This window comes from Leuconostoc fallax KCTC 3537 (assembly GCF_000165675.1).
Classification (GTDB): Bacteria; Bacillota; Bacilli; order Lactobacillales; family Lactobacillaceae; genus Leuconostoc_B; species Leuconostoc_B fallax.
The window spans coordinates 22,333-49,169 of sequence record NZ_AEIZ01000010.1 but is presented as its reverse complement, the minus strand read 5'-3'; the positions used below and the strand labels follow the sequence as shown (position 1 = coordinate 49,169).

Genomic DNA, 26,837 nt, shown 5'->3' with positions numbered 1-26,837 from the left:
ACAATTAGAGGCTAGGAGAGAAATGACAATGAACTATGATTTTTTAGATCATTATACATTTTCTAAGCAAAATATGACCTTGCGTAACCACATCGTTATGGCACCAACGACGATGTGGTCTTCTTTTGAAGACGGTTCAGTGACAGAAAATGAATTGAATTATTATCGCATGCGCAGTGCTGGACCAGGCATGATTATTACCGAAGTTGCACATGTACACAATATGGGCAAAGGGTTTGAAGGTGGTTTATCAGCGGCAGATGATGATAAAATTCCTGGTCTTAGTCAATTAGCTAGTGCCATTCAGTCACAAGGCGCTAAAGCTGTTTTGCAACTTTTTTCAGCAGGTCGACAATCAACAACAGCTATATTACGTGGTAAGCAACCTATTTCTGCTTCAAGTCGGCCTTATCCACATGGGCAACATGAAACACCACGTGCATTAACTCATGATGAAATTGTCGAAATTATTGATGATTTTGCTCAAGCAACCAAACGTGCGATTCTAGCCGGTTTTGATGGTGTTGAGCTACACGGCGCGAATCTCTATTTATTACAACAGTTTTTGTCACCAGATAGTAATCAACGTGAAGATATATGGGGTGGCACTTTGGAAAAGCGTATGCGTTTTCCATTGGCCGTTGTGGGTAAAGTATCACAGATTATTGCCCGGTATGCAACACGACCATTTGTGCTGGGCTATCGACAATCCCCAGAAGAAACGATAACACCAGGTTTGACTTTATCGGATTCTTTGTTATTTACTGAAAAATTAATTCAGTTACCGATTGATTATTTACATTTATCATTAAAAGATGCCCGTCAAACACCATTTAGAGATAAAAATGATCAGGAAACGATTGTGCAACATTACCGAAAAATATTACCTGTGAATTATCCGTTAATGGTTGCTGGTTTGCTTAAACGACCACAGGACGTTGAAGATTTATTAGATAATGGCGTAACATTGGCTGCCATGGCGCGTGAGTTAATTGTCGAGCCGAACTGGGTCCAAAAAGTGAGCAATAACGATGAAAAAGCTATTCGATATGCCATTTCACCGAGTGATTTTGCATTACTTGGTATTCCTGATCCATTGAAAAGACGCTTATTGTCAATGTTTAAAAATGGTTTGCCGGTCACAACGGATATTGAATTTGATGCGACACAACCGTGGCGTTACTATAAAAAGTACCGATTATCCCACCAAAACCGATCGATCCGACTAAATTGATGACATTAAAACCTAAAAAACACCTAGTGAGTAATCACCAGGTGTTTTTTATTCTCTAATTTGGCCATCGCCATAAATTTCATATTTAATGGTTGTTAGCGCTGGTAAGCCCATCGGACCACGGGCATGTAGTTTCTGGGTCGAAATACCAATCTCGGCACCAAAACCGAACTCAAAGCCATCAGTAAATCGACTAGACGCATTTTGATAAACGACAGCAGCATCTATAGCATTCATAAACTGTGTGACATGCTGTGGATGAGTACTAATAATGGTTTCTGAGTGATGTGTTGTATATTGATTAATCCAATCAATCGCATCATCAATATTCTTAACAATGTGAACAGCCATTATGAGGTCGTTATATTCAGTAGACCAATCTTGGTCAGTAGCAGGTTGAATGTTGCTAACAATTGCTTGGCTAGCCTCATCACCACGTAAAGTAACACCCGCATCGATTAACGCATTAGCAATTTTAGGTAAAAATGTTTCAGCGATGTTTTCGTGAATTAAGAGCTTTTCAGCGGCATTGCAGACGGATGGTTTTTGTGTTTTAGCGTTAATGATAATTTGAATTGCTTTATTTTCATCCATGGTGTCGTCAACGAAAATATGTGTATTCCCAGCACCAGTTTCAATCACCGGTACAGTTGCATTTTTGACAACAAAATCAATGAACTTTGCAGATCCTCTAGGAATCAAAACATCAATCGCTTGGCGTAAATGGAGCAATTCAGCTACTGTTTCATGGCTCGTATCCGTGATTAACTGAATAATATTAGGATTGAGATTATGTTGTTGTAATGCTTGCCGTAAAATATGGGTGAGTACTATATTTGTGTTTAAAGCTTCTTTTCCACCACGTAAAATGATTGCATTACCTGATTTGATGGCTAATGCAGCAGCATCGACAGTGACATTAGGCCGTGCTTCGTATATCATAGCAACGACGCCTAAGGGTACTGTCTTTTTAATGATTTTAAGATCAGCATGATTATGCCAAGTTGGATATGGACCAGCTAAAGGATCAGGTAAATCAATGACTGCACGTAATGACACTGCGATATTATGAATATCTTGGGCAGTCAGAGTAAGGCGCTTTTGCATAGGACCTGATAGGGTTGCTTGATATTGTGCCAAGTCCTTTTTGTTGGCAGTGATAATGCTATCTTGTTGGTTTTCTAAAGCTTGTGCCATCGTTTCTAGAATGGCATTGCGTGTGTCTAATGATAAATTAGCAATTGCGGATGTCGCCTGTTTAGCTTGACGACCTAATGTTTCTAATAATGTCATTTTTCCTCCTCGAAAAGTGTCCCGATTTGTTTACCTTTAACAACGTCTAAAATGAGTGCCGGATTGTCGCCATTAATGAGGACCATCTTACTATGATTAAGTAACATGATTTCAGCAGCTGCAAGCTTGGTTGCCATACCACCTGTACCAAAATTAGAAGTTGAACCCGTTGCGCTACATCTAATAGCATCTGTAATTTCATAGACACGATGTATCGGTTTAGCATCTGCATTTAAAGCGGGGTTGCTAGTATATAAGGCATCAACGTCACTGAGTACAATGAGGCCATCTGCATTGACTTCTTGGGCAACCATAGCAGCTAATTTATCATTATCACCGAATGAATGCCGATGATCCATCTCGTCGACGGCAATAACATCATTTTCGTTGATAACAGGGATAATGTGTTGTGCGAGCATTGTTTCTAGCGCATTAATCATATTGTGTCGCATTTTAGGATTGTCAAATACGTCATAGGTGAGCAATACTTGTCCTGTGAGTTGATGATAAAAAGCAAAACTTTGATTATAAATGGACATCAAATAACCTTGTCCTAAGGCAGCCAATGCCTGTTGATGCGGGATAGAAGATGGACGTTGTGACAACGACATTTGTTCTAAAGCAATGCCTACAGCTCCAGATGTGACAAGAATGACATGATGACCATTTTGCTGTAATGATGATAATGTTTGTGCGAGTCGGTTAATCACAGGATATTTAATATGACCTGCTGGATCGACTAATGTACTTGTTCCGACTTTGACAACTAATCGCTGCCATGATGATTCACTCATGTTTTTTCCTATTTCTTTAATGTAACTATTATTATAAACGAAAATAAAAGAAAAAAGCCACTTTAAGTGGCTTTTTAGATGCGCGATCCGGGAGTCGAACCCGGATTTCAAGAACCGGAATCTTGCGTGCGATCCATTACACTAACCGCGCAAAACAACTACTCAATTATAAACTATTTTACGTTGTTATGGAAGAACATCATGTCATTGGTATTTCAAAAAATATAGTTTCACCAATGCTGGTTGTGGCATTTCCAGCTAATAAATCAGTGACTTGAGCAATGAAATCGGTAACAGTTGCTTCAGCAACTGGCACGACAATATGAACAGCTGTGTCATATTCAGTACGCATTATCTCAAAATCATGCTCGGTAAGCCAGTGTTCTAATATAGGGTGGTTTTTATAGCTCGTCGTGATAGTTATAGCTTGACGTGTCACACGCTGAACGAGCGTTGTTTGTGTTAACCCGTCAGCGACTGTCCCTGAATAAGCACGAATTAATCCACCAGCACCTAACTTGATGCCGCCGAAATAACGTGTCACAACAGCAACAATATCATGGAGTCCTCGCTTTTGTAGGACTTCCAACATTGGGACACCAGCAGTGCCGCTCGGCTCGCCATTATCACTATAGCGTTGAATGTGATCAGTGTCACCGAGCATATAAGCAAAAACGTTATGCGTTGCCTTATGATGCTGTTTATTCATTTGATTAATGAATGCCTGCGCTTGTTCTTCCGTTGTGACACGGGCAATATTAAGAATAAAACGGGACTTTTTAATGTCTTGTTCCCAAGTAAACTGTTGTGGTTGAATTGTTAGATATTGTGTCATAATTCGTACTATATCATGAAAGGATCTTTTTTTCATGATAATTCAGCCAGAAAGTTTATATGGGCGCCTGGTCACTTGGCCCAAGGTAGTCGCACAACCTGTTAAAAATTGTGAAATATTGCCAACATTTAAGGGGAACACCTGTCAAAGATGTGGCTGTCGTAATCTGGAGCGATTACCGCGTCAACAATTTTATTGCCGTCAGTGTTTGGCTTTAGGACGAGTAAGCTCGTTGGATCATTTTTTAACATTACCAGAGCCAAACCATTTTAATCAAAAACATATGCTAACTTGGACAGGGACGTTGACACCACAACAAAACGAAGTAAGCCAAGTTTTAGTACAAAAATTAAAACAACAGCAAAATCACTTGGTGTGGGCAGTTACAGGTGCTGGTAAAACGGAGATGCTTTTTCCGTTGCTTCATACGGCATTGAATGCGCATTTGCGTATTGGTATTGTTTCTCCGAGGGTTGATGTGATTGTTGAACTTGCACCGCGTTTAGAACAAGCATTTTCTAAGAGTGATATGGTTGTTTTACATGGGCAACAGCCATTGCCGTATCGTTACACACAGTTGGTATTAGCGACAACACACCAATTGCTACGTTTTTATCGTGCATTTGATTTGCTTATTATTGATGAAGTTGATAGTTTTCCTTTTGCTGGAGACCGAATGCTTGCTTATGCTGTTGAACAAGCAAGCAAGATAGATCGAACACAAATTTATTTAACAGCGACACCAACGCCCCAACTACAACGACAAGTCAAACGTAAAAAATTATCTGTATCTTATTTGCCATTGCGCTTTCATCAACATTTATTACCACAAATAACGGTACGGTATGTTGGTGATTGGCGTAAAAAGAAACGTCAACCAACAGTACCACCTACTTTGCATCAACAATTATCACGTTATTACCAATCAGGCCAAAGATTTTTGCTATTTGTCCCTAAAATAAAGGATTTGGCACCATTACTTGACATAATACGACAGCATTGGCCAGATATGCTGGGAGAAAGTGTTTATGCTGGTGATCCAAAACGGCAAGAAAAAGTTCAAATGATGCGTGATAAGCGCATTCAATATTTAATCACGACAACAATATTAGAGCGTGGCGTTACTTTGCCTGGCATTGATGTGTTGATTTTAGGCGCTGATGATCCGATCTTTTCAGAAAATGCTTTGGTTCAAATTGCAGGTCGAGTGGGGCGAAGTCATGAACGGCCAAGTGGTTTGGTCTGCGCCTATGTGACTTATAAAACACAAGCACTGCGTTTAGCACAACGACAGATTAAAAAGATGAACCAACTAGGCAATGTGTTGAGGCAAAATAATGATGAATAAGTGTCTATTATGTCAAGAAAGCATACTAACAAAATCCGACGTTTTAGATATACTGGGCATACGTACAACCCAACCGGCAGTTTGTGCACAATGTTTGACACAATTTGAAACAATTGGTGAACGGATATGCTTTGGATGTGGTCGCCTAAGCCATGATGACACGCTTTGCCAAGATTGTCAGCGCTGGCAAAGTAACGGTAAGCAACTCTTAGAACATCGTGCATTATATCGCTATAACGCAACGATGAAAGATTATATGCAACGCTATAAATTTAGTGGTGATTATGCTTTGCGTGAGGTGTTTAGATCAGTTTTGTTGCAACATTTAAAAAACTATTCAGATTACATTAAAGTGCCAATACCGATTAGCGATCAAACTTGGTTAACACGGGGATTTAATCAAGTGACTGGCTTACTGGAAGGATGCCAGTACCAAGAACTGTTAAGCGTTCGTGCGCATCAAAAAGCACATCAGTCACAATTAAACCGTCAAAAAAGGATGACAAGAAAGCAACCTTTTGAATTGATTGATGGTACAATCAATTTACAGGGTAAGTCAATTTTGCTCATTGACGATATTTATACCACTGGCAACACGATGTATTATGCTGCAGATTTATTGTACAGTGTTGGCGCGCAAGCGGTGCGTTCTGTATCATTAGCAAGATGATAAAAATTTTAATATGTTTTACAGAAAACGCTTACAACTGTGGTATAATAATGTTGAACCAACGTAAGGAGGATATTCATAATGTTAGACTATAAAGTACGTGGTGAGAATATTGAGGTTACAGAGGCAATCCGTGAGTATGTGATTAAGCGTTTAAACAAGCTCAATCGATATATTGAGGAAGATGCAGTCGCCAATGTTAATTTACGCACTTATAACTCAAATAAGTCCGGTAAGGTGGAAGTAACGATTGTGTTACCTTACGTTGTATTGAGAGCTGAAGATACACACGCTGATTTGTATGCAGCTGTTGATAATGTCGGTGAGAAGCTAGAACGTCAAATCCGAAAGTATAAGACTAAGATTAACCGTAAGTCACGTGAAACCGGTTATAAGGGTATTGATTCACGAAATGAATTTGATACTGAAGAAACTGATGATGAAGCACTCGAAATTGTACGAACAAAGAGTGTTGGCTTGAAGCCAATGAATTCTGAAGAAGCAGCTTTGCAAATGGACCTATTGGGACACGACTTCTTTATCTTTGAAGATTCCGAAACGCAGAGTGTTAATGTGATCTATAAGCGCCGTGATGGCCGCTATGGTTTACTTGAAACAGCTGAGTTGTAATTCAGATACTAACTATATTGATGATTCAAAGAGCGCCCAATGTGGGGCTCTTTTTATTTGGCTTTAATAACGTTTATTATTTTGGTATAATGGTACCTAGAATATTGTGCGCAAAAGCACTTAAATATAGATTTTAGAGGGAATAATGGCAAATCCAATCCGTAAATTAGTTGATGATTCAAAAAAGCAACTGAAAAAATTAAGTAAAATTGCCGATCAAGTTGAAACTTATGCTGATGAAATGGCTGCTATGAGCGACAAGGATCTGCAAGCCAAGACACCAGAATTCAAGGCAAATATTCAGTCAGCCATAGCTGACATTAAAGATAAAGATAAACGTAATAAGGTATTGGCTCAAGAATTAGATACATTGTTACCAGAGGCCTTTGCTGTTGTTCGTGAAGGGGCTAAACGTGTCTTAGGATTATATCCTTTCCGTGTTCAAATCATGGGATCCGCAGTTTTGCATAGTGGTAATGTTGCTGAAATGCGTACTGGAGAAGGTAAAACTTTGACAGCCACAATGGCAGTGTATCTTAATGCTTTAGCTGGTCGTGGTGTGCATGTTGTGACAGTCAATGATTACTTAAGTGCACGAGATGCTGAACAAATGGGGCAATTGTATAATTGGCTTGGTTTAAGTGTTGGTGTTAACGTTGGGGATGCACCAGCTGATGAGAAGCGTGCAGCTTATGAAGCAGATATTACCTATTCAACGAACTTTAACATTGGTTTCGATTATTTGAGAGATAATATGGTGCGCAGTGCTAAAGAACGTGTGATGCGTCGTGGCTTGAATTTTGCCATTATTGATGAAGCGGATTCTGTGCTTATCGATACAGCGAGAACACCGCTAATTATTTCTGGACCAGGATCAGGTATTTCGCAATTGTATGCACGTGCAGATCGTTTTGTTAAAACTTTGCAACGCGATGAAGATTATAAAGTGGACGAAGAAGCGAAGACTTCTTCATTAACACCTGAAGGTATCGAAAAGGGACAGATATTCTTTAATTTGGATAATTTGTATGATGCCGAAAATACGGCGTTAACACACCATATCGATCAAGCATTGCGCGCTAACTTCAATTATCTACGTGACAAGGATTATGTTGTGCAAGATGGTGAAGTGAAACTAATTGATCAAGGAACAGGTCGTATTTCCGAAGGTACGCGATTGTCAGACGGGCTTCATCAAGCAATTGAAGCTAAGGAAGGCGTTGAAGTTCAAGAAGAAAACCGGTCAATGGCCCAGATTACTTATCAGAACTTGTTCCGCATGTATAAAAAATTAGCTGGTATGACTGGTACTGCTAAAACGGAAGAAGAAGAATTACGGGAAATTTATAATATGGAAGTTATCACAATTCCAACTAATCGTCCTGTAAAGCGTGTTGATTATCCTGATTTGTTATACCCTTCAATGCGTGCAAAATATAATGCTGTTGTGCAAATGATTGCTGAACTACATGAAAAGGGTCAACCAATTTTGGTGGGAACAGGTTCTGTCGAATCTTCAGAATTACTATCAAAAATTTTGGAAACACGTCATATTCCGCATAATGTTTTGAATGCGAAAAATAATGTGAAAGAAGCTGAAATTATTGCGAATGCTGGCCAACGTGGTGCGGTAACAGTTGCAACGAATATGGCTGGTCGTGGAACAGATATCAAGTTAGGCCCTGGTGTCGAAGCATTAGGTGGACTAGCCGTTATTGCAACAGAACGCCATGAATCACGACGAATTGATAATCAGTTACGTGGTCGTGCTGGTCGTCAAGGCGATCAAGGCTTTTCACAATTCTTCTTGTCATTAGAAGATGATTTGATGGTGCGTTTTGGTGCCGAACGTGTTCGGGCAATGATGCAACGTTTTAATTTAGATGAAGATGAAACAGTGATTACGAATCGCTTCATTACACGTTCGGTTGAGTCTGCACAGCGTCGTGTTGAAGGTAACAATTACGATACACGTAAAAATGTTTTGCAGTACGATGACGTTGTACGTGAACAACGTGAGCTAATTTATCATGAACGAAATACTGTGATTGATGAAGCGCAAGATTTGAAATGGGTACTCATGCCCATGGTTGAACGGACAATTGACCGTGTTGTTGATGCGCATACTAAGAGTAAGCAAGCAAAAGATTGGCATTTAGATCAAATCATTACATTTGCTGAGAATGCATTAACTGCTGAAGGGACAATGACAACAGCGAAGTTAACAGGTCTTTCACGTGATGATATTAAGCAACGCTTAAAGAAAGTGGCACGTGATAATTACGCTGAAAAAGCAACGCAATTATACGAACCATCACAAATGTTAGAATTTGAGAAGGTTGTTATTTTACGTGCAGTTGATCAACATTGGACAGATCACATTGATTCACTTGATCGCTTGCGACAAGGTGTTGGCTTACGTGGTTATGGTCAGTTAAATCCATTGATTGAATATCAAAATGAAGCGTACCATAACTTTAATCGTATGATAGAAGATGTTGAGTATGATGCAACGCGAACATTTATGAAGGCAGAAATTCGCCAAAACTTAAAGGCTTAATACTGATGAAAAATGAACATGCTGATGAGGCAGTTCATTTTTCATGTGAAGGAGGGAATGGATTCAATGGAACTAATCGAAGCGAGACAAACACTAGCAGAGATGCATGAGAATATCAAAAGATTCCGAAATTCTTTAGATTTAGAAGCATTAACTGAAGAAATTGCTGATTATGAGAATCGTATGTCTGAACCAGGATTTTGGGACGACAATGAAAAAGCACAAAAAGTCATTGAGGAAAATAATGTTTTAAAGAATCGTCGTGATTCTTTTGTTCATTTAACGCAGCAAGTTGAGGAGCTTGAAACGTTAGTGGAATTATTAGCAGAAGAGCCCGATGATGATATGTTGCTTGAACTTGAAAGCGGCATTGTGCAAACGCAAAAAGACATCGAAGCGTATAATTTGCAACAATTGTTAACAGAGCCATATGATGCCAACAATGCAATTTTAGAAATTCATCCAGGATCTGGTGGTACTGAATCAACAGATTGGGGTGCTAATTTATATCGAATGTATACACGTTGGGCACATCAACATAATTTTGACATTGAAGTTTTAGATTACCGTGCTGGGGATGAAGCTGGTATTGATTCAGCTAGCATCATGATTAAGGGGCACAATGCTTATGGTTTCTTACGTAGCGAACGTGGCGTACATCGTTTTGTACGTGTGAGCCCATTTGATTCGGCAGGACGACGTCATACGAGTTTCGTATCAGTTGATGTAATGCCTGAGTTAGATGATTCAATTGAGGTCGAGATACGTGACGATGATGTTAAAATGGATGTGTTCCGTTCTGGCGGTGCTGGTGGACAAAACGTCAACAAAGTTTCAACGGGTGTTCGTTTAACACATGAACCAACAGGAATTGTTGTTTCATCGACTGTGGAACGGACACAATATGGTAACCGTGATTATGCCATGCGTTTATTAAAAGCCAAGTTATATCAGATTGAATTAGAGAAAAAGAAGCAGAACGTGCAGCTTTGACAGGCGATAAGCAAGAAAATGGGTGGGGTTCTCAAATTCGTTCTTATGTCTTCCATCCTTACCAAATGGTTAAGGATCATAGAACGGACTATGAAACGAATAACCCACAATCTGTTATGGATGGCGATTTAGATCCTTTCATTAATGCTTATTTACAATGGCAATTAAGTAAGAAAAATCCAAATTAAAAACAAAAGTCGAAACATTGTGTTTCGACTTTTTATGATAATTGCACTCTAGTTGGTCATTGTAAATCAATGCGTTATAATATAAACAATATTAAAACATTTACAGGCCGTGAATGTTTGTGTCCGCCGATTTAAGGAGGTGCCACATGGAAAATAATTACACACCCAGTGCACAAAATGTACTCGTTTTGGCACAGGAACAAGCAAAGTATTTTAAACATCAAGCAGTAGGAACGGAACATTTGTTGTTAGCCTTAGCAATTGAAAAAGAAGGCATTGCTAGTAAAATATTAGTTCAATTTAATGTAACCGATGATGATATTCGTGAAGAAATCGAACACTTTACTGGTTATGGTATGAATAATCAACGCGATAAAAATGCTTATTTACCATATTCACCCAAGGCAGGGGATGTATTACGTCAAGCTGTCGAAGAGTCTAAAGTGTTGGCACAAGTAAAAGTTGGCACTGAGCATATGTTGCTTTCTTTATTGCAAAACGAAAGTATTTTATCCTCACGTATTTTATTGGCTTTGGATGTTAATTTACAAGAAATGCGTCGTGCAATTCTACGTAAATTAGGGATTACAGATGTTCGTCGTCAGGTTAAAGCCCGTGAAAAACAGCAGCAAACAATTGGGACACCAACATTAGATAATTTAGCACGTGATTTAACCAAGTTAGCGCGCGAGAAACAAATGGATCCAGTAGTCGGTCGCGCAGCTGAAGTTCGTCGTGTGATTCAGATTTTATCACGTCGTACAAAAAATAACCCGGTATTAATTGGAGAACCAGGTGTTGGTAAAACAGCGATCGCTGAAGGGTTAGCGCAAAAAATTGTTGCTGGTGAGGTGCCATCTGCATTAACTAATAAGCGATTAATGGCGCTAGATATGGGTTCTTTGGTAGCTGGGACGAAGTATCGTGGTGAGTTTGAAGATCGCTTGAAAAAGATTATTGATGAAATCTATAATGATGGCAACGTCATTTTATTCATTGATGAATTGCACACTTTGATTGGTGCGGGTGGCGCTGAAGGTGCCATTGATGCTTCTAATATCTTAAAGCCAGCCCTAGCACGTGGAGAACTACAAACAATTGGTGCGACAACATTTGATGAGTATCAAAAATATGTCGAAAGTGATGCGGCATTGGAACGTCGTTTCGCGAGCGTGACAGTTGAAGAACCAAGTGTTGAAGACGCTATTACTATTTTGACCGGGTTACGGCCAAAATATGAAGCACACCATCATGTCCAAATTGAAGACGCGGCCATTCAAGCTGCAGTGAAGCTTGCTGACCGCTATATTACAGATCGCTTTTTACCAGATAAGGCGATTGATTTAATGGATGAGGCTGGTGCAAAAGTCAGAATTGATGCTACTGAAAAAGAGACACCACAAGCAAAGTTGACAGCGCAGATCTCTGATTTGCAGGATCAAAAAGATACGGCGATTACTGAACTTAATTTTGAAGAAGCTGCTAAATTGCGAACAAAAGAAATGAAGTTGAAAGAAAAGTTAGCAAAATTAGAGGCAAAACAATTAGAACAAAATCAAGAGGGTGAACGCCCGCAATATGATTTGCATGTTACGGAAGAAGATATTGCTGAAGTTATTGCGCAGCAAACGGGTATTCCGTTAACACAATTGAATAAAAATGAACAAGAGCGTTTAGTGAACCTAGAGAAAGTATTGGGTAAGCGTGTTATTGGTCAAAAACAAGCCATTACATCAGTGGCAAGAGCGGTACGTCGTGCACGTTCAGGATTAAAAGATCCAAATCGACCAATCGGAACGTTTATGTTCTTGGGACCAACTGGTGTTGGAAAGACAGAATTAGCTAAAGCTTTGGCAGAAGCGATGTTTGGCAGTGAAGAAAATCTAATTCGTGTTGACATGAGCGAGTATCAAGAACGGTGGTCATCATCACGTTTAATTGGTTCAGCACCAGGTTATGTTGGCTATGATGAAGGCGGTCAACTGACTGAACGTGTACGTAACCATCCTTATTCTGTTGTCTTACTTGATGAAGCTGAAAAGGCGCATGCCGATATCTTTAATCTCTTGCTACAAGTATTTGATGATGGTTTCTTAACTGATTCAAAGGGAAGAAAAGTTGATTTTCGTAATACCATCATCATTATGACGTCAAACTTGGGCGCAACACGTTTGCGTGATGAGAAAAATATGGGCTTTGGTGCAGTTGATTTGTCAAGTAATAACGAAGCCATCGCTAACAAGATTCGTGAAACGCTGAAAGAAACATTCCGCCCTGAATTTATTAATCGTTTGGATGAAGCCATTGTCTTTAATCCATTAACCAAAGAAGAATTGCATGATATCGTTAAATTAATGAGTCGTAACTTATTACAGCGCGTTGCAGAACAAGGCATTAAAGTGAAGATAACGCCAGCAGCAATTGATGTTGTAGCGTCAGCTGGATTTGATCCAGAATACGGTGCGCGTCCGATTCGTCGTGCTTTACAGACAAAGGTCGAAGATATCTTAAGTGAAGAACTCTTGAACGGTAAAATTACAACAACAGATAGCGTGACAATTGGCGCTAAGAATGGTGAAATTAGAATTACTGTGAAGCCCAATGTATCATTAGAGAAAGAAACAATGAATTAATCGGCTGTTTGCAAATACAATGAATGATGTCTGGAGTGTGTTGCCATGGTAAAAATTTTAATTGCACTTGAAAATATTAGTTTGGGTGGCATGAAGCGCGCAACAACGGTAGTGGGTAATGTATTATCACAGCATCACGAGGTCACTTATTATTCATTTTCTGATATACCGCCATTTTATACATTAACAGCACCCTTATTATCTGCTAAAAATCCGGTGACGCTCACAAATGATGCACAACCTTTTGAACACTTCCAAACTGAAATCAATGATTTTATTACGGTTATTCAACAAAATCAGTACGATGTCGTCATTTTATCGGGTGGCTTGTTATCTAGCTTTGCTAAAGTTATGAAACCACAGTTGCCGGGGGTGAAGTTAATTGGTTGGATGCACAATAATATGGCGACTTATGTATCCGAATATTATCGCGCTATGCAAGATGAGTTTGTTGGTGGCTTGAGCGTGTTAGACCATATTGTGGCTTTGACCGATAGTGATTTGGCAGGCTTTTATCAATATAACCATCGAACCGTTAAAATATGGAACCCGCTAACAATTCAACCAGATGGTCAGGCAGATTTACAACAGAAAACGATTGCGTTTACTGCGCGTATCGCTATTCAGCATAAAGGCATTGATTTTGCTGTGGCTTTTGCCTCAAAGTTACCAGAGGGTTGGCGATTGGCCATGGCTGGTAGTGGTACTGATAGTGACATGGCAGAATTCCAGCGTCTCGTTGTCAAGTATCAGGCGCAAGATAAGATTATCTATCGCGGACCATTAAAAGATGACGAACTACGACAGCACTATCGACAGGCTAGTATGTTTTTGCAAACATCCCGATGGGAAGGCTTGCCGTTAGTATTAGCTGAAGCGATGAGTTTTGGCTTACCAATTGTCGCGATGGCTAACACAGGATCAAAAGAGGTTTTGGATTCTGGTAAATATGGCGTTTTGACACCACAAGGGGATGTTGACGCACTAGTTGCTGCAGTTGAGCCATTATTAGCACGATTAGAATTGCGACAATATTATGCACAACAGTCATTAACGCGCGTTAAAGCATTTGCTAGTGAACCGATTATTGCACAGTGGGAAAAGCTATTTAAATGAGTCAAAAGAGATAACAAAGTGTTATCTCTTTTTATTTTGAATAAATTGTTGACAGCTTAACTGAAAGCGGTTACAATTTAATTGTTAGCTAATGAAACCGGTTCCAAAAAAGACTAAAGTACAAATAACTCGATGTTGGATTGAAATAATAGGAGCGAAGTTATGAACCATAAAGAGGTTGCCAAGCGTATCGCTGAAGCTGTTAATACGGATAATATTATTGCAGCAGCCCACTGTGCAACGCGATTACGTTTAGTTGTTAAGAACGTGAAAGATATTGACCAAGAGGCTTTGGATAATGATCCTGATTTAAAGGGCACATTTAATGCCAACGGACAATACCAAATTATTGTTGGACCAGGTGATGTCAATCGAGTCTACGATGAATTTGTTAAGATTACTGGTGCAAAACAAGCAACACCAGATGATTTAAAGAAGATAGCAGCAGAGAGTGGTAAAAACAATCCAGTAATGGCGCTGATTAAGGTTTTGTCAGATATCTTCGTGCCATTGATTCCAGCTTTGGTTGCTGGTGGTCTATTAATGGCCTTAAACAACATCTTAACTGGTGAAGGGATGTTTGGTGCTAAGTCATTAGTTCAAATGTATCCACAAATTACTGGTATGGCCGAGATGGTTAACTTAATGGCCAGTGCGCCATTTGCTTTCTTACCAATTCTAATTGGTATTACCGCAACCCGACGGTTTGGTGGTAGCGAAATATTGGGTGCCGCTGCTGGTATGATGTTGGTGATGCCAAGCTTGATTAATGGCTATAGCGTAGCCGAAGCTGTTGCAACTGGCAAAATGCCAACATGGGATTTGTTTGGTTTGCATGTTGCACAAGCAGGTTATCAAGGTCAAGTTTTGCCAGTGATTGGTGTGGCATTTATTCTGGCTAATTTAGAAAAGTTTTTCCATAAGCACTTAAAGGGTGCGGTTGACTTTACCTTTACGCCAATGTTTTCAATTTTGATTACTGGCTTCTTAACATTCATTGTTGTTGGCCCTGTATTGCGTATTGTTTCTAATGGGATTACAGATGGTTTGACTTGGTTAGTCACAACATTTGGCTTCATTGGTTACGGTGTCTTTGGATCATTTTACTCAGCTATTGTGATTACTGGCTTACACCAAAGTTTCCCTGCTATTGAAACGCAGTTATTAGCTGATATTGCCAAAACTGGTGGTGATTTTATTTTCCCAATTGCCGCAGCTTCTAACGTTGCACAAGGTGCTGCTACATTTGCTATTTACTTCTTAAGCAAAGGGGATGAAAAGATGCGTGCCTTATCATCCTCATCAGGTGTTTCAGCTATGCTTGGTATTACTGAACCTGCAATGTTTGGTGTGAATCTGAAATATAAGTTCCCATTCTTCATTGCTTTAGGTGCAGCTGGTATTTCAAGTTTGGTTATGGGACTATTCCAGATTATGTCTGTCTCCCTTGGCCCGGCCGGATTGATTGGTTTCATTGCGATTCCAGCCAATAAGTGGATTGGTTTCTTCATCTCAGTTATTATTAGTTTCGTGATTGCCTTTGTTGTAACCTATGTTTACGGTAAGGCACATATGCCACAAACGAATCATCTCAATACAGTATCCAATGATGTTGTACTGGAAGATGTTGATGGGTTGGCAGTTGATGCACCAGTTTCTGGTACGACGATCAATTTAAGTCAAGTTAATGATGAAGTTTTCTCAAGCGGTATGATGGGCGATGGTATTGCCATTGAGCCAAATGATAACGTTGTTTATGCACCAGCTGATGGTGAGATTACTGTGGCCTATGAGACAAAGCATGCTTATGGTATGACAACAGTAGATGGTCTTGAAATCTTGATTCATATTGGACTAGATACCGTCAATATGGAAGGTAAAGGCTTTGAAAGCTTCGTTAAGCAAGGTCAAACTGTTAGCAAGGGTGATAAGTTAGGATCATTTGATCCAGAGCAAATTAAGGCCGCTGGTTATCCGGTTACAACAATGTTAATTATTACAAATACAGCAAACTTTGATAAAATTATAGAGAATCAAGTCTCTGGTACAGCGATTAAGCAAGGCGATACCGTGTTGACAGCTGTACCTCAGACACAACCAGAATCGGCTATTGCGGAAGGATAATGTATATGACAAAGCTAGTACCTGAAGATACCATTGAGCGTGAAGTGTATCATCTATATCCAACACATGGGTTATTGAATGACCCAAATGGATTAGTATACTTTAAAGATCAATATCATGTTTTCTTTCAATGGAATAACCAGGCAGTTAACCATAAATACAAGGAGTGGGGTCACTTTGTGAGTGATGATTTAAAGCATTGGCAACGCTTAGATAATGCTTTGCATCCCTCATTACCTGAAGATTCGGCAGGTATTTATTCAGGTTCAGCAATTGTTAAAGATGACAAATTATACCTTTTTATACGGGCAATGTGAGAGATGCTGACGGCCATAGTGTCGCTTCTCATCAGATGTGGGCTGTAAGTGAGGATGGTATTCATTTTGAAAAATTAGGAGAACTGTTTGAACATCCAGAAGGATACACCCGTCATGTGCGTGATCCACGTGTTTGGCAAGGGAAAAATGGGCATTATTACTTAATTGTTGGTGCACAACGACAAGTTGATTTAACGGGTGATATCTTAATCTATGAATCAAGTGACTTTAAGACATGGCAGTTGCGTGGCTCTTTAATCGAAGACGTGTTATTAGATGTCCGTGGGTACATGATTGAATGTCCAGATTTGTTTGTTGTTGACGGTCATACTGTTCTGGCGTTTTCACCACAAGGTTTAGAGCCGGATGCAATTCGTCATCGTTATGAGAATATTCATAATACTGGATATGTCATTGGCCGATTTGACGAAAACACGGCGCGCTTCGTGCCCGAGACGTCGTTTACTGAAATGGATCGTGGCTTTGAATTTTATGCACCACAAACAATGCACGTTCCACATGATGATGGGACGGTGCGACAGATTTTGTGGGCTTGGGCAGGTATGATGACACCTGAACGAGAAATGATGGTACCAACAATTAAAGATGGTTGGTTGCATGTGCTAACAGTGCCACGAGAATTACATGTTACGGATGCGTTAAAGCTCACACAAGAACCGATTGATGAGATTTTACGGGTAAAGCCACTAAGAGATTTGGTTGACCCACCAGTTGGCCAATATACGCTGAATACAACAGATAATTGGCAACTAACACTGGGTGAAGATTTTGAAATAGCGCGTACAGATAATACCATTATTATGCGACGAAGACAGTGGGAAAGTAATCTTTGGGAAACACGACAAATTACTGGTGATGTGGACCAAGTGACGTTAATTATTGATCACGATATTGTTGAACTTTATACTGATGGGTATCAGCAAGTTATGACAGCAAGGTATTTTAAATAATTTTTGTAAGCGCAATATCTCGTTTGAGAATTGCGCTACACTTTTTACGGAAAACAGTTGACAGCAGTTGTGAAAACGTTTACAATTTAAAACGTAGTTAAATGAATCACATTTAAATTACAGTGGAAGCTGTTAAATTACTTATTAATTGGAGGATGTATATCATGGGTTTATTAGGTGCAATTGAGGCAGGTGGTACGAAGTTTGTCGTGGCCGTGGCAGATCACGACTATAACATTGTTGATCGGGAAAGTTTTCCTACACTAGATGGTGAGAAGACACTGGACTCAGTGATTGCATTCTTCGATAAGTTCGATAACATTGATGCGATTGGTATTGCAGCATTTGGACCAATTGATATTGTTGAGAGTTCATCAACATACGGTCGCGTTTTGGCAACACCTAAGCATGGTTGGTCAGGTTATGACTTCTTGGGTCGTATGAAGGCATGGCGTGATATTCCATATTACTGGACAACAGATGTTAACGGTGCAGGTTGGGCTGAATTTGTAACCGGTGCCGCTAAAGATGTTGATTCAATGGTTTACTTAACAGTTGGTACTGGTATTGGTGCGGGTATTGTTTCTCAAGGTAAGATGGTTCAAGGATTTGGACATCCAGAAGCTGGACATATCTTCTTGCAAAAGCATCCGCAAGACACTTATAAGGGTCACTGCCCATTCCACGCTGACAAGTGTTTGGAAGGATTGGCTGCCGGTCCTGCTATTGAAGAGCGTTGGGGCATTTCAGCTAAAGAATTACCAGATGATCATTTGGCTTGGAAGATTGAAGCTTATTACTTAGCACAGGCTGCGTTGGATTACACAATGATTCTTCGCCCAGAAAAGATTATTTTTGGTGGTGGTGTGCCACACCGTGAAATCTTGTTCCCATTGATTCGTGAAAGCTTTGCCGAACAGATGAGTGATTACCTTGCTGTCCCTGATTTGGATGAGTACATTGTACCAGTTGCCAACGGTGACAATGCAGGTATCTTAGGTTGCTTCTACTTGGCTAAGTCATTAGTTTAAAATAAGGCTTGTTATAAAATCATAATCGTGTTATATTAATATCTGTTGTTGCAATTTATTTGTCAGCACAGATATGGACAGTTAGCTCAGTTGGTAGAGCAACGGACTCTTAATCCGTGGGTCCAGGGTTCGAGCCCCTGACTGTCCACTTTACACAGCGAGTATCTTTGTTAGATACTCGTTTTGTTGTTAGTTAATAAAAAGCGATTAACTTTACTAATTTTTATTGACGTAGCGTGATGTTTTCGGTAAAATGGTACATGGTATTGTTTACCTCACGATAAGCCCCGGAAACTTATTGTATCTGATTGGAAGGAACGCCAATCTTTGTAAACAACTAATCAAAGGAGCGCGATTATGCGTACAACATTTTTAGCAAAACCAGGTGAAATTGAGAAGAAGTGGTATATTATTGATGCCAAAGACGTCGTTTTGGGACGTTTGTCAACAGTTACTGCCTCAATCTTGCGTGGAAAGAACAAGCCAACGTTTACACCAAACGTTGACATGGGTGACAACGTTATCATTATTAATGCTAGCGAAGTTAAATTGACTGGTAAGAAAGCTACTGATAAGGTTTATTACCATCACTCAAACCACCCAGGTGGTTTGAAGTCACGTACTGCAGGTAATTACCGTGAGTTCAACCCAGAGAAGTTGTTGGAGTTGTCAATTCAAGGTATGTTGCCAAAGAACTCTTTGGGTCGCAAGCAAGCTTTGAACTTACATGTTTATGCTGGTTCAGAACATGCACATGCTGCACAACAACCTGAAGTACTTGACATCAACAAGTTGGTTTAAGAAAGGAGAGTAAGTGGAAATGGCTAAAACAGTACAGTATGGCGGCACAGGTCGTCGTAAGAATTCAGTTGCTCGTGTACGTTTGGTTCCAGGTAATGGCCAAATTACAATGAACGGCAAAGCTATCGAAGACTACATTCCTTTCGCTAACTTGCGTGAAGTAGTTTTGCAACCATTTAACGTAACAGAAACATTGGGTAATTATGATGTTCTTGTTAACGTTAACGGTGGTGGTTTCTCAGGTCAAGCTGGTGCAGTGCGTCATGGTATCGCACGTGCCTTGTTGACAGTAGATCCTGACTTCCGCGCAGCATTGAAGACAGCAGGATTGTTGACTCGTGATGCACGTATGAAGGAACGTAAGAAGCCAGGTTTGAAGAAAGCCCGTAAAGCTTCACAGTTCTCAAAGCGTTAATAAAAAGTCTTTTATTAAGGTTAGAGTTAATCTATATAAATTTAAAGCACCAGCGAAAGCTGGTGCTTTTTTGTTGGATAAATTGACTGGTGAAGTTACATTAAGAAAATCGTTCACTCAAAGTTAGATGTGATGAGATGAGACATGTTCAGATTAGAAAATTTAGTAAATCATTGCTCCGTATTTTGAAATATAACAAATTTCTACAGAATAGGCTACGTTACATTAATGATTTTTGAAATTTCCATTAATATTAAGATTTTGATTGAAAAAGATATTATAAAATAGACAGGTTGAACTTATAAAATAGTGTATGATTATCCCATAAGAAGGGATAATCATGAATTGATACTTGCGATTGAGAAATTGACTTGAGGATTACAGATAATTTTTAGAAAAGGTGTTTTTTATAAAAATACTTATTCAAACGTAAATAGATTGTTGATATTGTGTGTAGTTATAATATTTATGATAGGGGAGTGATTGGTATTGAATCTAAAGAAGTTATTGGAAAAAGTTGAGGTTGAGTATCGGCTAACTACTATAGAGTTATAATTATGAAATTTAGAATTTACTGATAATTTTAGTGACAGAATTACACTAATAGTTTAAAAAATTTGATGCAAGGGGGATTTTTGTAGGTATGAATAGGAGAATCCATGATTTAGATTGGCAAATTTGGACGGATACGGAATTTGAAAAGCGTGTAACGGAACTTTTGTGTATCGATATTGATGATGCTACAGATTTAGATTTCATAGAATTATTTGATATATTACAGATCATTAAGGCTAAAAAGCATAGCATTAAAGATGAATGTAGGGTTAAGGCTGAGCTAAATAAAAAGCTATCATGTAAGTATCATAATATGACGGTAGAAGAAATTAGAAGAGAATTTAAATACTTTTTTACCTATGATAATAAAGATGAATTAAAAGTAGATCGCTATCAATTTCGTTTTAGTTTTTTAAAGTATTTGAAGAGTATAATTGGCACAAAATTTTTAAAGAATATGATTTAAAGAATATTCTTGAAAATAAATTAATATCATTAAGTGACTTGTTAAAAACTAAATACTGGGGTAAAAAATACCCCTTAGTTAAAGAATTATTTTTAAATGAACCAGAAAATTTTCAATTGCTGTTAAGTAATTTTACAGATAGCAAAAATAATTATGTGATACCCGAAAATATTTCGAAAATAGAGTTTTATAAATTAGCGGTATGTTATGTTAATGGAAATTCTGATTTTGAGCCAAATTTGAATTATTTAAAATTGATGCAAAATGGATTGAGCGGTATAGAGAAGTTTATCGACATTGATGCTATTCTAAAATTGAAAATAAAGAAAGAAATTGAGCGACAGACAAACAATTTTTTCTATGAAAATAAGGGATACAAGCAAGGCCTTGCTGTATATGGGAATATAGGCGATTTTAATAAAGAAAATTCGAATCATGAAATTAAAGGATACGTCGATGTAGATTTCTTGAAACAATATTCGGACATTCCTACGTTGCTTAATAGTATTCAATACTTATATAATTTTTTTAATGACAATGGAATATGGAATTTAGTGAGTTTTCCTAATATTGAAGAGTTGGAAATTTCTAGTATACTTACTTTAAAATCTAATCGTCATTATGACACAGGCAGTTACTTTTTAGCAAAACAATGGATTATTTTAAATGAATTACGAATGGCTAGAGAGGTACTTAAACAGGAACATCATTTAGAATTTGAAGACATGTTTAATTATTTTTTCAAAATATTCAGAACGGACTTTCAACTTGCCATGGTTACCAATTAATTTTCTAGAGATGAATCATATGGTACAAAAGTTAGTGTGATGTTTATAGCTGAAGAAAACATTCGTAAACAATGGCATTCTTATTCACAGTATCATGAAATTAATCGAGATCTCATTAATTTAACAAATACACCCAAAATAGAGGAACTTAAGAGTATTGTACCTAATAAATATGTATATGTTGACTCGAGAGAGATGATCAGAATAAAAAATTTACTATTTTCTACTCAAAAAAATCTACTATTTTCTACTCAAAAAAATCTAGGATATATTGATGAAAATTTGTATGAAAATACATTTATTGAGTTAATTTATAAACACAAGGTTTCTTATTCTGATTTTAAAACATATCAGTTATCGGATATTAATTTCTTAATTAAAGAAGAAATAATTAGCGTCCGCAAAAATGGTGAAATATTTGTAACTCATAATCAAAAACAGATGATATTGATTTGTAAATTTTTGTGGGCTTATGGAGTTATAAATTATTACAATTTTCCCTTTGTTAAAGCAGGTGACCTTTCAGAAGAATATCATAATCTCATTAATACTAAAATAAGACAAGGATATTTAAAGACGGAGAGCACACTGTTCTCAATTCCAGAAGTTAATTACTTGAACTACTTACTAAATAATTCTGAGTATAATAATGCAAAAGCTTTACGTAATAAGCATGATCATTCTTATATTGCAGAAAAAGACGAAGAAAATCTAGAAGATTATTTATATTCATTGGCAGTAATTTTTGTCTATATAATCAAAATTAATGAAGAATTCCATTTAAAAAACTTGTTAGAGGGAAAAGAGGGATTCTGGACGCAATAGTAAACTATGTATGTACTATTTAGTAGTTGCGGTAGAAGATTTAGTAATAATATCAGTATTTTAAACTCTGTTTAACAAATAAAAGCTTAACGGATTTAACTTTTGGTAACGGTAATGTTGTTAAATATATTCCCGGTAGATATGCATAATAAGCTAAAGCGTAACGAGATTAGAATATATTTTGTAATATTAGTATTGGTAGAGTGTAACACAACACAGTTTTACTTGTAATCATAATTAGTATGTTGCATTAATTAAGAATGCTTTAATTAAGATTAGAGTTAATTGATTATATTTAAAGCACTAGTACTGACTAGTGCTTTTTCATTTCAACAATATCAAAGTCTCATGATAATTACTCTAGAATCATTAATTGTCCCTGTGCAACTTTGAGTTGCGAGCTAGGTACCCAGTAATAGCGGGTTATTTTGTATAATAGGCTATTTTATATTGCTATCCTTTGTATAATAACAACTATGTTATGAGACAAAGGAGTACACAATGGAAAATGTCTTTAGTGAACAATTGATAACTTTGCGGCAAAAAAAGAAGTTATCGCAGCATGCATTAGCTCAGAAAATATTTGTAACCCGTCAATCTGTTTCGAAATGGGAAAATGGTGATGCAGAACCAAGTATTGATAAACTGATTAGTTTAGCTGAGATTTTAAATGTTGATTTAAATCATCTCTTAATTGGCCAGCAGAGTACGGCAGACTTAATTATGAGTATAAACCATTTAACAAAATCATTTACACAACCAGTCTTAAATGATGTTAATTTAAATATTTATGGCCGTGATCGTATTGCGTTATTAGGTAGTAATGGTGCAGGTAAATCAACTTTGGTGAAGATTATGTATAACACCATCAAAGCAGACAGTGGTGAAATTAAGCGCTATATCAATATGCGTGATGACCTTAATATTATGACTCAAGATGATATTTTGATTAGTGACTTAAAATTGATTGAACAAATTGAATTATCTGCGCGAATTAACCAAGTATATGCTAAAACGTATATTGAACAATTGCTCGATCAGTTCCGCTTGCGACAAGTAGCTCATACGTATATTAGTAAATTATCTGGTGGTGAAAAAAGACGATTATCTCTCGTATTAAGTTTAATGAGACCCTCGAAGTTACTCATATTAGATGAACCAACCGTGGGGATGGATTTAGAATCGATTGATTTGTTTTGGAAGCATATGGATCATGTTGGTGGCGCTGTGCTAACCATTACGCATGATTTTAATCAAATTGATAAATATTTTTCGCGAGTAATTCTATTAAAGGATGGTCAAATAAAACGTGACGATCGAGTGAGCGATATCCATGCACATAATCAAACGATTGAACAATGGTATCGTCAGTTTAATCGTGTTCTGGAAGCAAAAGGAGTAGAGTCATGATTCAAATTATCCAATTAAAAGAAGTTTTACGTAATAAACGTTTTTTATTGTTTACAATTTTTATCCCAATTGTATGGTATGTTATGATGACATTGACCGCTAAATCTGGTCATTTTTTACTGATACATATGGGTATATTTGGTTTATGGCTTCTTGTCTGATGGGAGTGGCTGGTAATTCTATCGTCACGTTTAGTAAAAGAATGAATAATGGTCGTCGCTACTATGTACTCCAATCTAAAATATCGCATTACACGCTATGGCGCTTCGGACTAGATCAATTAGTTGTTCAAATTGTATTGAACGCTATGATTTGTTTGGTTGTTGTGATTTGTGGTATTGTGTTGCAGACGTTATTGATTGATACTCATTTGTTACTGGCTATTTTGCTAGTAACGACGCTGGGAATTTATTTTAGTATCATTGGTTTTTCTTTGGGTTTGTTGCTATCGGGCCCAGTATTAGATGCTATTGGTTTCCCAATTATGATTGTGATTGCAATACTTATTGTACCGTTTAGTACAATCGCGCATGATGGATTTGTACAGATTATTAGTACCATACAAATGATCTTTCCTGGCTATCACTTATATCGTATTTTATTGAATTTGATATCGGGGGTATCGATTCAAAAACCAATACTGTACTTTTTTGTTAGTATGATTGGTACAAGTTTACCGTTTATTTGGTTAACATGGCTTCGCGTCATTAAGAAGACAAATGCTTTAACTGTATAATAAAAAACGCTTGCTACATTATAGTAGTAAGCGTTTTTTGATTAATTAATCATCTGAAGGTTCATCAGCATTCTCGATGGTTGTTCGTGGCAATTCGTGAATTTCAAAATTATTAATATAAGCATTCTCGTAATCGAGTGCGGTCATTTCAAAGTTCTCAACAGTTAGCGTATCGCCAGCGCGAAAATCAGGGTTCTGATTCAAAACATAACCGGTTAATGTAACGGCTTCGTCTTCCTCTAACGCTTTGATTTGAACATTGAAGTAACGTTCGAAGTCAAAGAGTGTCATCTTACCAGCGACCTTATATTTATTTCCGCCAAGCTTTGTAACGTAATCATCAGAAACATCATCAATTTCGTCACGAACTGAACCGAATAATTCTTCATAAATATCTTTATCGGTGACCAATCCACTTGTGCCACCATATTCATCAACAACAATAACGATAGGTGCACGCTTGACAATCATTTCGTCCAATACGTCATGCAGATCCATATTCTCAGGGACTGCTGGCATATCACGCATGATTTTAGCGACGGGGTCTTGTGCATTGATACGTGCTTGACGTACCATATCGTAGCTGTAGACGTATCCTAACACTTTATCCTTGTCATTATCGGCAATCACAGGGAAACGCGTATAGCGCTTTTCTAAGTAAAGATTAAGCGCATCTGAAATTGGGGCATCAACATTGATTGTGACCATAGAAGTACGATCAATCATAACGTCAACGGCGACCTTGTCATTCATGGCAAAGGCACGTTGCATAAAGGTTAAATCTTCTTGGTCTAATTCACCGGCTTGTGCGGCATGTTTAGATAGGGCAAGTATTTCAGTTTGTGAATAAATATCTTCATCACTGTTTGTTTTGAATCCAAGAAGATGTGTAATAGCATTAGATAAATGATCTAATGTCCAAATTAATGGGAACAGAGCAATGTGGAAGAAACGAACAGGTCGTACGATAAATAGTAGGACTTTGATTGGTTCTTCGATAGCGATGTTTTTTGGTACCAAATCAGTAAAGACAGCGTGAATAATTGTGAACAAAATCATCGCAACAACAGATGAGAATGCGCGTGCATATTCGGCTGGAATTAGATTAGCCTGAATAATTAAATCAGCAATCGTTTCTTCACCAATCCAACCTAAAATCAAACTTGTCAAAGTAATACCAACTTGAGCAGTTGATAAGTACTCTGTCAAATGTTCTACCATGTGGATGGCATTTTTAGTATTACGTGATGGCTTATCGCGATCATCTTGCATCGCCCTAAGGGCGCTCAAACGAACTTTAACAAGTGAATATTCTGTTAAAGTAAACAATATTGCGAGTAATAGGACCACCAGAATAACAAAAAAGTTGATGATCATAGACGGACCAGAATCCAAAATAATTTCCTCATTTCCTTTAAATCTACAAAAAGATAATCTGCATACCATTATACCAAAATCATCAGAGATTAACTATTTATTTAATATAATTGTAAATAAATATAAACTGAACGATTAAATTTTAATATATGACAAATCAGGCTGAAATCGAATATTAAAACGGTGATGTATTTATAATAGTTATTTAGTGAGCATAACGAGATAGCGATACTTAGTTATTTTGATAGGTATAATGAATAAATAGTTATTATTTCACAAACTAAGTGATTTGAAAATAAAATTTCATACTTTAGAATGTTGATATATCAACATTTTAATATTCGGATTTTTTAACTATTGTGAGTTTGTGAAAATAAACCTGTATGCTTTTATTTGTTCGAACATTTGTTTGTGAAGTCAGATATAGACCTTGTCTTTACTGAAAAACAGGATAAACTATTAAGCAGTAAATAATTTTCGAATAAGGGGATAATGATGGAAAATATCACAGTATATACAAAATATAATTGCGTTCAATGCAAAATGACAAAGAAGTTTTTGTCATCAAAGGGCGTTTCGTTTAAAGAAATTAATATTGATGAAGAAGTACAATACGTTGATGAATTGAAGGCTAATGGCCATCGTCAAACACCGGTCGTAGCAGTTAAAGGTGTTACAACATTTACTGGTTTTCGCCCAGACATGCTAGCTAAAATTACAGCTTAAT

The 26,837-nt window shown here is 37.6% G+C and carries 22 protein-coding genes, 2 tRNA genes and 1 pseudogene; 20 read left to right on the top strand and 5 right to left on the bottom strand.

Annotation, left to right across the window (positions count from 1 at the left end; translation table 11 throughout):
• Positions 1 to 22 precede the first annotated feature (22 nt).
• Positions 23 to 1,234, top strand: a complete 1,212-nt coding sequence (locus LEUFL_RS0102465; RefSeq protein ID WP_373419063.1) for an NADH-dependent flavin oxidoreductase — start codon at positions 23 to 25, stop codon at positions 1,232 to 1,234.
• A gap of 48 nt (positions 1,235 to 1,282) precedes the next feature.
• On the opposite strand, the gene LEUFL_RS0102460 is transcribed toward LEUFL_RS0102465, so the two are convergent.
• The 4 genes from LEUFL_RS0102460 to LEUFL_RS0102445 all read right to left on the bottom strand — a co-directional run bounded on the left by LEUFL_RS0102460 (position 1,283) and on the right by LEUFL_RS0102445 (position 4,156).
• Positions 1,283 to 2,527 (bottom strand): glutamate-5-semialdehyde dehydrogenase, encoded by a 1,245-nt coding sequence (locus LEUFL_RS0102460; RefSeq protein WP_010007234.1) that lies wholly within the window; start codon positions 2,525 to 2,527, stop codon positions 1,283 to 1,285.
• Positions 2,524 to 3,321, bottom strand: coding sequence for a glutamate 5-kinase (gene proB / locus LEUFL_RS0102455; protein WP_010007232.1), 798 nt, complete (start codon positions 3,319 to 3,321; stop codon positions 2,524 to 2,526). The genes LEUFL_RS0102460 and proB overlap by 4 nt, the downstream gene beginning before the upstream one ends.
• Positions 3,322 to 3,400: 79 nt before the next feature.
• Positions 3,401 to 3,472 (bottom strand) — tRNA-Arg (locus LEUFL_RS0102450).
• Between the two features lie 48 nt (positions 3,473 to 3,520).
• Positions 3,521 to 4,156 (bottom strand): YigZ family protein, encoded by a 636-nt coding sequence (locus tag LEUFL_RS0102445; RefSeq protein WP_010007231.1) that lies wholly within the window; start codon positions 4,154 to 4,156, stop codon positions 3,521 to 3,523.
• Between the two features lie 34 nt (positions 4,157 to 4,190).
• On the opposite strand from LEUFL_RS0102445, the gene LEUFL_RS0102440 reads away from it, so the two are divergent.
• The 18 genes and pseudogenes from LEUFL_RS0102440 to LEUFL_RS11065 all read left to right on the top strand — a co-directional run bounded on the left by LEUFL_RS0102440 (position 4,191) and on the right by LEUFL_RS11065 (position 24,733).
• Positions 4,191 to 5,504 (top strand): ATP-dependent helicase ComFA, encoded by a 1,314-nt coding sequence (locus LEUFL_RS0102440; RefSeq protein ID WP_033192892.1) that lies wholly within the window; start codon positions 4,191 to 4,193, stop codon positions 5,502 to 5,504.
• A 94-nt stretch (positions 5,505 to 5,598) separates the two neighbouring features.
• Complete coding sequence (locus LEUFL_RS0102435) at positions 5,599 to 6,174, top strand: ComF family protein (protein WP_237697873.1); 576 nt, start codon at positions 5,599 to 5,601, stop codon at positions 6,172 to 6,174.
• A gap of 81 nt (positions 6,175 to 6,255) precedes the next feature.
• Positions 6,256 to 6,804 carry a ribosome hibernation-promoting factor, HPF/YfiA family gene (hpf, locus tag LEUFL_RS0102430; protein ID WP_010007228.1) on the top strand — a complete coding sequence of 183 codons (549 nt, stop codon included), beginning with the start codon at positions 6,256 to 6,258 and terminating at the stop codon, positions 6,802 to 6,804.
• Positions 6,805 to 6,949: 145 nt separating this feature from the next.
• Positions 6,950 to 9,364, top strand: coding sequence for a preprotein translocase subunit SecA (secA, locus tag LEUFL_RS0102425; protein ID WP_010007227.1), 2,415 nt, complete (start codon positions 6,950 to 6,952; stop codon positions 9,362 to 9,364).
• 66 nt (positions 9,365 to 9,430) lie between these two features.
• A protein-coding gene (prfB, locus tag LEUFL_RS11075; protein WP_133264180.1) for a peptide chain release factor 2 occupies positions 9,431 to 10,545 on the top strand; the annotation gives its coding sequence in 2 pieces (ribosomal slippage) (positions 9,431 to 10,331 and positions 10,331 to 10,545; 1,116 coding nt in all).
• 146 nt (positions 10,546 to 10,691) lie between these two features.
• Entirely contained in the window at positions 10,692 to 13,178 is a 2,487-nt protein-coding gene (locus LEUFL_RS0102415) for an ATP-dependent Clp protease ATP-binding subunit (RefSeq protein WP_010007226.1), read from the top strand.
• Between the two features lie 45 nt (positions 13,179 to 13,223).
• On the top strand, positions 13,224 to 14,294 hold the full coding sequence (locus LEUFL_RS0102410; RefSeq protein WP_010007224.1) for a glycosyltransferase: 1,071 nt from the start codon (positions 13,224 to 13,226) through the stop codon (positions 14,292 to 14,294).
• Between the two features lie 162 nt (positions 14,295 to 14,456).
• On the top strand, positions 14,457 to 16,418 hold the full coding sequence (locus tag LEUFL_RS0102405) for a sucrose-specific PTS transporter subunit IIBC (protein WP_010007222.1): 1,962 nt from the start codon (positions 14,457 to 14,459) through the stop codon (positions 16,416 to 16,418).
• Positions 16,419 to 16,423: 5 nt separating this feature from the next.
• A pseudogene (locus LEUFL_RS11070) lies at positions 16,424 to 17,706 on the top strand (glycoside hydrolase family 32 protein).
• A gap of 164 nt (positions 17,707 to 17,870) precedes the next feature.
• Positions 17,871 to 18,737 (top strand): ROK family protein, encoded by an 867-nt coding sequence (locus tag LEUFL_RS0102395; protein ID WP_010007221.1) that lies wholly within the window; start codon positions 17,871 to 17,873, stop codon positions 18,735 to 18,737.
• A gap of 75 nt (positions 18,738 to 18,812) precedes the next feature.
• Positions 18,813 to 18,885, top strand: a tRNA-Lys gene (locus LEUFL_RS0102390).
• 209 nt (positions 18,886 to 19,094) lie between these two features.
• Complete coding sequence (gene rplM, locus LEUFL_RS0102385; RefSeq protein WP_010007220.1) at positions 19,095 to 19,538, top strand: 50S ribosomal protein L13; 444 nt, start codon at positions 19,095 to 19,097, stop codon at positions 19,536 to 19,538.
• Positions 19,539 to 19,557: 19 nt separating this feature from the next.
• Complete coding sequence (gene rpsI / locus LEUFL_RS0102380; protein WP_010007218.1) at positions 19,558 to 19,953, top strand: 30S ribosomal protein S9; 396 nt, start codon at positions 19,558 to 19,560, stop codon at positions 19,951 to 19,953.
• Between the two features lie 643 nt (positions 19,954 to 20,596).
• Positions 20,597 to 20,974, top strand: coding sequence for a hypothetical protein (locus tag LEUFL_RS0102375; protein WP_010007217.1), 378 nt, complete (start codon positions 20,597 to 20,599; stop codon positions 20,972 to 20,974).
• A gap of 38 nt (positions 20,975 to 21,012) precedes the next feature.
• Positions 21,013 to 21,762 carry a hypothetical protein gene (locus LEUFL_RS0102370; protein ID WP_029508612.1) on the top strand — a complete coding sequence of 250 codons (750 nt, stop codon included), beginning with the start codon at positions 21,013 to 21,015 and terminating at the stop codon, positions 21,760 to 21,762.
• 39 nt (positions 21,763 to 21,801) lie between these two features.
• On the top strand, positions 21,802 to 22,587 hold the full coding sequence (locus LEUFL_RS0102365) for a hypothetical protein (protein ID WP_029508611.1): 786 nt from the start codon (positions 21,802 to 21,804) through the stop codon (positions 22,585 to 22,587).
• A 501-nt stretch (positions 22,588 to 23,088) separates the two neighbouring features.
• The gene (locus tag LEUFL_RS0102360; protein ID WP_010007215.1) at positions 23,089 to 23,997 is read left to right on the top strand and encodes an XRE family transcriptional regulator; all 909 of its coding nucleotides are present in this window, start codon (positions 23,089 to 23,091) and stop codon (positions 23,995 to 23,997) included.
• A gap of 160 nt (positions 23,998 to 24,157) precedes the next feature.
• Positions 24,158 to 24,733 carry a hypothetical protein gene (locus LEUFL_RS11065; protein WP_010007213.1) on the top strand — a complete coding sequence of 192 codons (576 nt, stop codon included), beginning with the start codon at positions 24,158 to 24,160 and terminating at the stop codon, positions 24,731 to 24,733.
• 45 nt (positions 24,734 to 24,778) lie between these two features.
• Here the strand turns inward: LEUFL_RS11065 and LEUFL_RS0102350 are convergent, their stop codons facing one another.
• On the bottom strand, positions 24,779 to 26,128 hold the full coding sequence (locus tag LEUFL_RS0102350; protein ID WP_010007212.1) for a hemolysin family protein: 1,350 nt from the start codon (positions 26,126 to 26,128) through the stop codon (positions 24,779 to 24,781).
• A gap of 477 nt (positions 26,129 to 26,605) precedes the next feature.
• Here LEUFL_RS0102350 and nrdH point away from each other — a divergent pair, with 477 nt between their 5' ends.
• Positions 26,606 to 26,836, top strand: coding sequence for a glutaredoxin-like protein NrdH (gene nrdH, locus LEUFL_RS0102345; protein WP_010007211.1), 231 nt, complete (start codon positions 26,606 to 26,608; stop codon positions 26,834 to 26,836).
• The last annotated feature ends 1 nt before the right edge of the window (position 26,837 follow it).

Excerpts from the sequence above, each read along its gene's own strand:
- LEUFL_RS0102465 (WP_373419063.1), top strand. The coding sequence starts at position 23 with ATGACAATGAACTATGATTTTTTAGATCATTATACATTTTCTAAGCAA.
- LEUFL_RS0102460 (WP_010007234.1), bottom strand. The coding sequence starts at position 2,527 with ATGACATTATTAGAAACATTAGGTCGTCAAGCTAAACAGGCGACATCC.
- proB (WP_010007232.1), bottom strand. The coding sequence starts at position 3,321 with ATGAGTGAATCATCATGGCAGCGATTAGTTGTCAAAGTCGGAACAAGT.
- LEUFL_RS0102445 (WP_010007231.1), bottom strand. The coding sequence starts at position 4,156 with ATGACACAATATCTAACAATTCAACCACAACAGTTTACTTGGGAACAA.
- LEUFL_RS0102440 (WP_033192892.1), top strand. The coding sequence starts at position 4,191 with ATGATAATTCAGCCAGAAAGTTTATATGGGCGCCTGGTCACTTGGCCC.
- hpf (WP_010007228.1), top strand. The coding sequence starts at position 6,256 with ATGTTAGACTATAAAGTACGTGGTGAGAATATTGAGGTTACAGAGGCA.
- secA (WP_010007227.1), top strand. The coding sequence starts at position 6,950 with ATGGCAAATCCAATCCGTAAATTAGTTGATGATTCAAAAAAGCAACTG.
- LEUFL_RS0102415 (WP_010007226.1), top strand. The coding sequence starts at position 10,692 with ATGGAAAATAATTACACACCCAGTGCACAAAATGTACTCGTTTTGGCA.
- LEUFL_RS0102410 (WP_010007224.1), top strand. The coding sequence starts at position 13,224 with ATGGTAAAAATTTTAATTGCACTTGAAAATATTAGTTTGGGTGGCATG.
- LEUFL_RS0102405 (WP_010007222.1), top strand. The coding sequence starts at position 14,457 with ATGAACCATAAAGAGGTTGCCAAGCGTATCGCTGAAGCTGTTAATACG.
- LEUFL_RS0102395 (WP_010007221.1), top strand. The coding sequence starts at position 17,871 with ATGGGTTTATTAGGTGCAATTGAGGCAGGTGGTACGAAGTTTGTCGTG.
- rplM (WP_010007220.1), top strand. The coding sequence starts at position 19,095 with ATGCGTACAACATTTTTAGCAAAACCAGGTGAAATTGAGAAGAAGTGG.
- rpsI (WP_010007218.1), top strand. The coding sequence starts at position 19,558 with ATGGCTAAAACAGTACAGTATGGCGGCACAGGTCGTCGTAAGAATTCA.
- LEUFL_RS0102375 (WP_010007217.1), top strand. The coding sequence starts at position 20,597 with ATGAATAGGAGAATCCATGATTTAGATTGGCAAATTTGGACGGATACG.
- LEUFL_RS0102365 (WP_029508611.1), top strand. The coding sequence starts at position 21,802 with ATGTTTATAGCTGAAGAAAACATTCGTAAACAATGGCATTCTTATTCA.
- LEUFL_RS0102360 (WP_010007215.1), top strand. The coding sequence starts at position 23,089 with ATGGAAAATGTCTTTAGTGAACAATTGATAACTTTGCGGCAAAAAAAG.
- LEUFL_RS11065 (WP_010007213.1), top strand. The coding sequence starts at position 24,158 with ATGGGAGTGGCTGGTAATTCTATCGTCACGTTTAGTAAAAGAATGAAT.
- nrdH (WP_010007211.1), top strand. The coding sequence starts at position 26,606 with ATGGAAAATATCACAGTATATACAAAATATAATTGCGTTCAATGCAAA.